This window comes from Sulfuricurvum sp., assembly GCF_049305995.1.
Lineage (GTDB): Bacteria > Campylobacterota > Campylobacteria > Campylobacterales > Sulfurimonadaceae > Sulfuricurvum.
In genome coordinates this window covers 1-6,321 of sequence record NZ_JBAQPS010000083.1, presented here as the reverse complement: position 1 = coordinate 6,321, position 6,321 = coordinate 1, and the positions used below count along the sequence as shown (strand labels likewise).

8 protein-coding genes are annotated in these 6,321 nt (G+C 44.8%); 1 reads left to right on the top strand and 7 read right to left on the bottom strand.

From position 1 onward, the window contains the following. From exbB to WA010_RS02860, 6 genes are all read right to left on the bottom strand, one after another. The coding region (gene exbB / locus WA010_RS02885; protein WP_422555676.1) for a TonB-system energizer ExbB at positions 1-424 on the bottom strand (424 nt) is incomplete at its 3' end. 3 nt (positions 425-427) lie between these two features. After that, on the bottom strand, positions 428-1,261 hold the full coding sequence (locus WA010_RS02880) for a sensor histidine kinase (RefSeq protein ID WP_422555675.1): 834 nt from the start codon (positions 1,259-1,261) through the stop codon (positions 428-430). Continuing rightward, entirely contained in the window at positions 1,251-1,907 is a 657-nt protein-coding gene (locus WA010_RS02875) for a response regulator transcription factor (RefSeq protein WP_422555674.1), read from the bottom strand. The genes WA010_RS02880 and WA010_RS02875 overlap by 11 nt, the downstream gene beginning before the upstream one ends. Then, the gene (pyrC, locus tag WA010_RS02870; protein WP_422555673.1) at positions 1,897-2,904 is read right to left on the bottom strand and encodes a dihydroorotase; all 1,008 of its coding nucleotides are present in this window, start codon (positions 2,902-2,904) and stop codon (positions 1,897-1,899) included. Before pyrC ends, WA010_RS02875 begins: the two co-directional genes overlap by 11 nt. Positions 2,905-2,906: 2 nt before the next feature. Then, entirely contained in the window at positions 2,907-4,277 is a 1,371-nt protein-coding gene (locus WA010_RS02865; RefSeq protein WP_422555672.1) for a phosphomannomutase/phosphoglucomutase, read from the bottom strand. A 126-nt stretch (positions 4,278-4,403) separates the two neighbouring features. Next, positions 4,404-4,991, bottom strand: coding sequence for a class I SAM-dependent methyltransferase (locus tag WA010_RS02860; RefSeq protein WP_422555671.1), 588 nt, complete (start codon positions 4,989-4,991; stop codon positions 4,404-4,406). Between the two features lie 52 nt (positions 4,992-5,043). On the opposite strand from WA010_RS02860, the gene WA010_RS02855 reads away from it, so the two are divergent. Beyond that, positions 5,044-5,349, top strand: a complete 306-nt coding sequence (locus WA010_RS02855) for a DUF167 domain-containing protein (protein WP_422555670.1) — start codon at positions 5,044-5,046, stop codon at positions 5,347-5,349. Between the two features lie 29 nt (positions 5,350-5,378). Here WA010_RS02855 and WA010_RS02850 read toward each other — a convergent pair. After that, on the bottom strand, positions 5,379-6,321 hold a 943-nt coding region (locus WA010_RS02850; RefSeq protein ID WP_422555669.1), incomplete at its 5' end, for a phosphoenolpyruvate carboxykinase (ATP).

Below are 6,321 nucleotides of genomic sequence, written 5' to 3'. Positions count from 1 at the left end.
CCCACATGGTGAGAAGTCTCTCCATCTTACGGAGTAAAATATTGTAAAAAACGATAGCCGGAATCGCCACCACAAGTCCCATTGCGGTTGCTTTGAGTGCCAATGCCAGCCCTGTCATGATTTTCTTCGGATCGACTGCCCCTACATCTCCGAGGCTGTAAAAGGTGATCATGATCCCCAAAACCGTTCCAAGAAGTCCGACATAGGGTGCATTGGAGCCGATCGTTGCAATCGTGCTGACGTTGTTTCCTAGATCAAGTTCAAGTTCTTCTTTGCTCTCATAATCCTCAATTCTAACCGAACCATACGCCATCATTCTCTCGATAAAAAGCCATAATGAGACAATACTCATAATCACCAAAATACCGATGATCCCATAATCCACTGCCGAGTGGGCAAACTCCAACCAATTGCTATTTTCCATTCGTTATTCCCCTTTTTTAAATTCTAATTTCACACAGGTCCCCTCTCCCACACGAGAAGCAACATTTAACTGTATATGATGGCGATCACAATAGCGTTTCACCAAACTTAAACCGATTCCATATCCCGGCATTGTAGTATCATTTTGGAAATAGCGATCATAAATCCGCATAAGGGTAATCTCATCCATTCCAAACCCCTGATCACAAAGAGTTAGAGTTTGATCATGTAATTCTATCGTGATATGAGCTGTTTGAGATGAATATTTTACCCCATTCTCAACTAAATTATCAATTACCTTACCCAACCCAATCCGATCACATTTCACACTAAACGGTTCGATTTTAAGCTCCCAAAAGGCAGTTGGATAGAGAGAACGCAAAAATCCTAAACGCTCTTCTATCAGTTCACGCAGATCAAAAGAGTCGATAGATTCACGTTCTGTCTGTTTCTTGATCAGATAATCGAGCTCGTTATACCGCTCTTTGAGCATCTCCGCCGCCATCTCGATCCGTTCCAGCCGTTTGAGCGATTTTTCATCATCATGTGTTTTACGTAACATTCCCACATTCGCCGTAATGGTATTGATAGGGAGGTTCAGCTCATGAAGTGTCTCTTTAGAAAAGCGTTCCAAATGGATAAAATGCTCACGCAGAGGGGTAATTGCGATTTTAGCCAAAACTCCCCCAACGACGAGGGTAATTAGTAAAGAGAATAAGGCAATGATCCCCCACTGCTCTACCCCTAAAATCTGATGGACATAATAAATTCCGGCGATCAAAACGCCTGTCGTGGTTACGTAAAGCGAGGCTAATGCAATTGTAAAACTACGAAACAAGACGATACCCTACGCCTCGTATATTGACGATCGACTCAGATCCTATCTCTTGTTTAAGACGATTGATATAGACTCGAATAGCTCCATCGCTAATCATTTCAGAAGGGTTCCAAAGGGTATCCATAATCATCTCTTTGGTGACAATTTCTCCCGCATTTCGGATAAATAGTGCCATGAGTTGATACTCTTTGAGCGAAAAGGGTATCTCTTTTCCCCCTCTCAAAACACATTTATGAAGCTCATCGAGACAGAGATCCCCGAAACAATTGCGTGTTTTTCCTTTTGTGCGGCGTAAAAGTGCCTGAATTCGAACCAGCAGTTCATTCGTATTGAATGGCTTTTTGAGGTAATCATCCGCACCAATCTCAAAAGCCTGAGAGAGTGTTTCAATCTCTTGATGGGAAGTGAGATAGATGGTTGGAGTCGTATCATTGGCACGACGAAGCTCTTTTAGAAGTGATAGTCCATCGATAAGAGGGACATTAATATCGAGAAGGTAGAGATCAAACTGATTTTTATAGGTCTCATCGAGAGCTTCTTGCCCGTTTCGGCACAGACATATCTCGAATCCCTCTTCTTCCAATACATCGGTGATTGACTCCCCAAAGAGTAAATCATCTTCTAAAAGTAATATCTTAGTCAACACGCTCTAATGACCATTTCAAAGTTTCACCTGCTCTCATCGGAACGACGGTGCCATACATATCGGGAACCACAAAATCGTGTTTTACCAATACAACCTCTTTAAATTCGGCACAAATACCGTAAATTTGTTGCGCATTATCACTCACAAATGCCTGAAGATTCTCCAGTTTGTCATGCGCTTCAAAGACTTCACACAAGAGTTGCAAAGCGATAGGAGCGGTAAACACCCCTGCTCCGCATCCGCATGACTCTTTAGTATGTTTTGGATGAGGAGCACTGTCAGAACCAAACATCACTTTCGGATGCGCTTCGAGTGCAACACGCAACAATGCCGCGCGATCTTCAGGACGTTTTGCTATCGGTTTACAGAACAAATGAGGACGCAACATCCCACCGGCAACATCATCGAGGGTGATAATGAGATGATGAACCGTGATCGTCGCGTAAAGATTCTCATAACGATCCAACATTGCGACCGCATCAGCTGTCGTGATATGCTCCATTATGATTTTGAGTTTCGGAAAATTCAAAGCCAACATCTCATACACCGACATAAACTCGGCTTCTCGATCCATGACAAAACCGTTCGTCTCACCGTGAACAGAGAGGATAATCCCTAAATCGCTCATTGCTTCGAGCGTTTCACGCATCGCTTCGATATCAAAACTCGCCACACCGCCTTCAGAGTTCGTCGTTACACCGCTGGGATAGAGTTTAATGGCAGTAATATGATCCTGTACGCTTTCCAAAAAGGTCCTGCTGTAGTTTTGGTAAAAGAGGGTCATATAGGGTTCAAAATCATCCCGCCCGATGGCATGTTTAATCCGTTTTTTATACTCTTTGACCGCCTCTAACGTTGTCACCGGAGGGACGAGGTTTGGCATTACCAGTGCACCGCTGAAGCTGTATGAAGTTAGAGGAGCCACTGTCTCTAGCATATCACCATCACGTAGATGCAAATGCATATCAAGCGGCATAGTTAACGTAATTGATTTCATCATTAAGCCTTCAACTGCTTTTGCGCTTCTTGGATAAGTCCGTTAAGTGCTTCTTCATAACGTACAGCTTCTGATTGTTCCGTTGATTCGAAACGGGTTACAAGTACTGGAGTTGTGTTACTCGCGCGAACCAAGCCCCACCCTTTATCGAAAATAACCCGCACCCCATCCACATCGATAATATCACGGATAGCAGGGAAATCACTCGGCGGATTTTGTAAGAGTTCTTTGAGTTTTGCAATGAGTGGAAACTTCTCTTGCTCGGTTGTCTTGACTTTTATCTCTTCGGTTGAAAATACCTGTGGAAGTTTGGCGATCTCAGCATCTAAATCGATACCTTCATGAATGAGTTCGAGCATACGAAGTGTCGCATAAATCGCATCATCATACCCGAAATAGCGATCAGCAAAAAACACGTGCCCGCTCACTTCACACGCCAAATCGGCATGAAGCTCTTTCATTTTGACTTTGAGATTCGAGTGACCTGTTTTGTACATCACCGCCGTCGCACCCCGCTCACGCAACGTGTCGTACATCACCTGCGAACACTTTACCTCGCCAATAACGATTGGATTTTTCATCTTAAGAGCAAACAGCAACGCCATCATGTCCCCTTTGATGTTATTGCGCGGGGTCAATACGGCGATACGGTCGGCATCACCGTCATACGCAAATGCGATGTCCCCCTCTTCGGCAAGAAGTTTTTTAATATCTTCGAGATTATGTTCTTCACTCGGGTCCGGATGATGATTCGGGAACGTCCCATCAGGATCGACGTAGATTCCTTTTGTTTTAAGCTCTAATGCATTGAAAATATCTTCGATTGCCAAACCTGCAACCCCATTACCGCAGTCGTAAACGATCCGTTCCTTCATTCCGCGTAAATGTCCGAAGGATTCGATCATAAATGTTTTATAACGAGAAAGGGCATCGATCTCTACAACCTGACGTTCAACTTTAGGAGGCATATCCATAGCATCGATTTTTCGCCCTAGTGCATAAATCTCTTCACCGAAAAAAGGGAGTTTATCGATGGTGATTTTAAAGCCGTTGTATTCACTCGGATTGTGAGAACCGGTAATCATCACCGATGCACACGCAGTTACTCCATTAAACTCTTGATAATTGCAAAAATAGTTGACGGGAGTAGGCACCATACCCATCCCCAGAACTTTCATACCACCGGCATTTAAACCTGCCGTCAAATATTCAAAAAGGATCGGTGAATGTGAGCGTGCATCATAACCGACGGCAACGTATTCTCCGTATTGTTTCATCTCATCTGCTAACGCATATCCTAGACGAGTAATCGTCTCTTCGTTCAACTCTTTTTCATAAATTCCACGGATATCATATTCACGGTAAATGCTCATAGTTTCCCTTTTTCATCAATATTAACAAATTATACAACGGGGTAGTTAAAAGAGTCTTTTATGAGGCCGTAAGCCCCATGGAAGAATAGTAAAGAAGTGTTACAAAAGTGTTAAATTAATTCCATATTATTCTCTATCTTTGTTTTTATAAAATGCCACCGTACAGTCAGACTGATAATAGTGGCGTCGAAAAATACACCGTGCACCGAGATTATCCGCCAATTTCTGAATTTCTGAGCTTTTGAGGTAGTTATAGGTTTTAGAGCGTTCTTTTCCTTCCAGAAAATTAAACACAACTCCCCGAAGTGATACCTTATAACACCGTTCGATAAATCGGAACGACTGCTCTTTGGTGAGAATATTGAGTGCTCCGCTACACACGACCATATCTGCTTTTGGCAGATCGTCTACGAGGATATCACACACATGCGCCTCGCATCCGGTTCGTTTTTTGGTCTCATGCACCATAATACTAAGTGCATCCAATCCGATATAATCGATCGAATCACTGCGATGCCTGCGAAGATAGAGGCAAAAATCACCGTAACCGCATCCCGCATCCACAACGGAATCGAGGGGGTCGGGGAGAAGGCTGAGAATCTGGTGAAAACGAACCTCTTGGGATGATTTGGAATGCCATCCTAAACCCTGTGGAGTGAAACCGTTTTCAAAAACAGCTTTGTGATAAAATTGCTTGTTTAAATGGTGATGCATTATAGAACCTAGTGTAAAAAATCAAATTTCGTATCGTTAAAGGAGCCAGTTCGTGAAAGCCAAAAATTTAACCCATATGTTTTACCAATGGGAAAGGGATATCTTGGTTTTAAATGTTTTGGGTACTCCGAGTGCCAAACGTGACGCCATCGGCAAAGTCAAAGGAAACCAGCTCAAAATCAGCGTTACCGAAGCTCCCGTAGCGGGACGGGCAACCGAGCATATGGTTCGCTTTTTAGCCAAAACCTTTCAGATTTCCCCCTCTGACATCGAGGTAGTTTACGGTCGGATGAACGTCAACAAACAGCTTCGGCTCAATAATCCGCAAAATCTCCCCTCCGTCATTGAACCTCAATAAAAGCCAGTATAAAACAGCGTCCTATATTATCATTCCCTCACCGGTCCCGCCGCCGCATAATCGTACTGGCTTCCTGCTTTGTCGTAGCGTTTGAAGTTCTCTATAAACATCCTCGCCAATTTATGCGCCGTCTCATCGTACGCCGTTTTGTCTTCCCAGACGTTTCGAGGGTTGAGCACCTCGGTATCGACCCCGTGAAGTGCTCTAGGGATCAAAAGTCCGAATATCGGAAAGATGTCGAAGTCGTTTTCCATAATCGATCCGTCTAAGATGGTGTTGATGCACGCGCGGGTATTGCGGATACTCATCCGTTTGCCGACCCCGTAACTGCCGCCGCTCCATCCGGTGTTGACGAGATAGACTTTTACCCCGTGTTGATCAATCTTTTGCCCTAAAAGCTCCGCATATACCGTCGGCATAAGGGGGAGAAACGCCTCTCCGAAACAAGCCGAGAAGGTGGCGACGGGTTCGGTAATCCCCCGCTCAGTTCCCGCGACTTTGGCGGTATAGCCGCTGAGGAAATAATACATCGCCTGCTCTTTGGTCAACATACTCACCGGAGGAAGCACCCCAAACGCATCGGCGGTGAGAAAAATGATCGTTTTAGGGTGAGTGCCACACATCCCTGCTTGAAAATTTTCGATATGGTGGATCGGATACGAGACACGGGTGTTCTCAGTTTTGGAGTTGTCTTTGAAATCGACGTGCCCGTGTTCATTCGCCACGACGTTTTCTAAAATGGCGTTTTCGCGGATGGCGGCGTGGATTTCAGGTTCACTTGAGGGGTCGAGATTGATCACTTTCGCGTAGCATCCCCCCTCGAAATTGAAAATCCCGTGCTCGTCCCATCCGTGCTCATCGTCTCCGATCAGAGCGCGTTGCGGATCGGTCGAGAGGGTAGTTTTTCCCGTTCCGCTCAGACCGAAAAACAAAGCGGTCTCTCCTGCTTTACCGATGTTGGCACTGCAATGC

What these genes read in the sequence shown, in the direction of transcription:
- pyrC (WP_422555673.1), bottom strand. Translation starts at nt 2,904, where the DNA reads ATGAAATCAATTACGTTAACTATGCCGCTTGATATGCATTTGCATCTA.
- WA010_RS02865 (WP_422555672.1), bottom strand. Translation starts at nt 4,277, where the DNA reads ATGAGCATTTACCGTGAATATGATATCCGTGGAATTTATGAAAAAGAG.
- WA010_RS02860 (WP_422555671.1), bottom strand. Translation starts at nt 4,991, where the DNA reads ATGCATCACCATTTAAACAAGCAATTTTATCACAAAGCTGTTTTTGAA.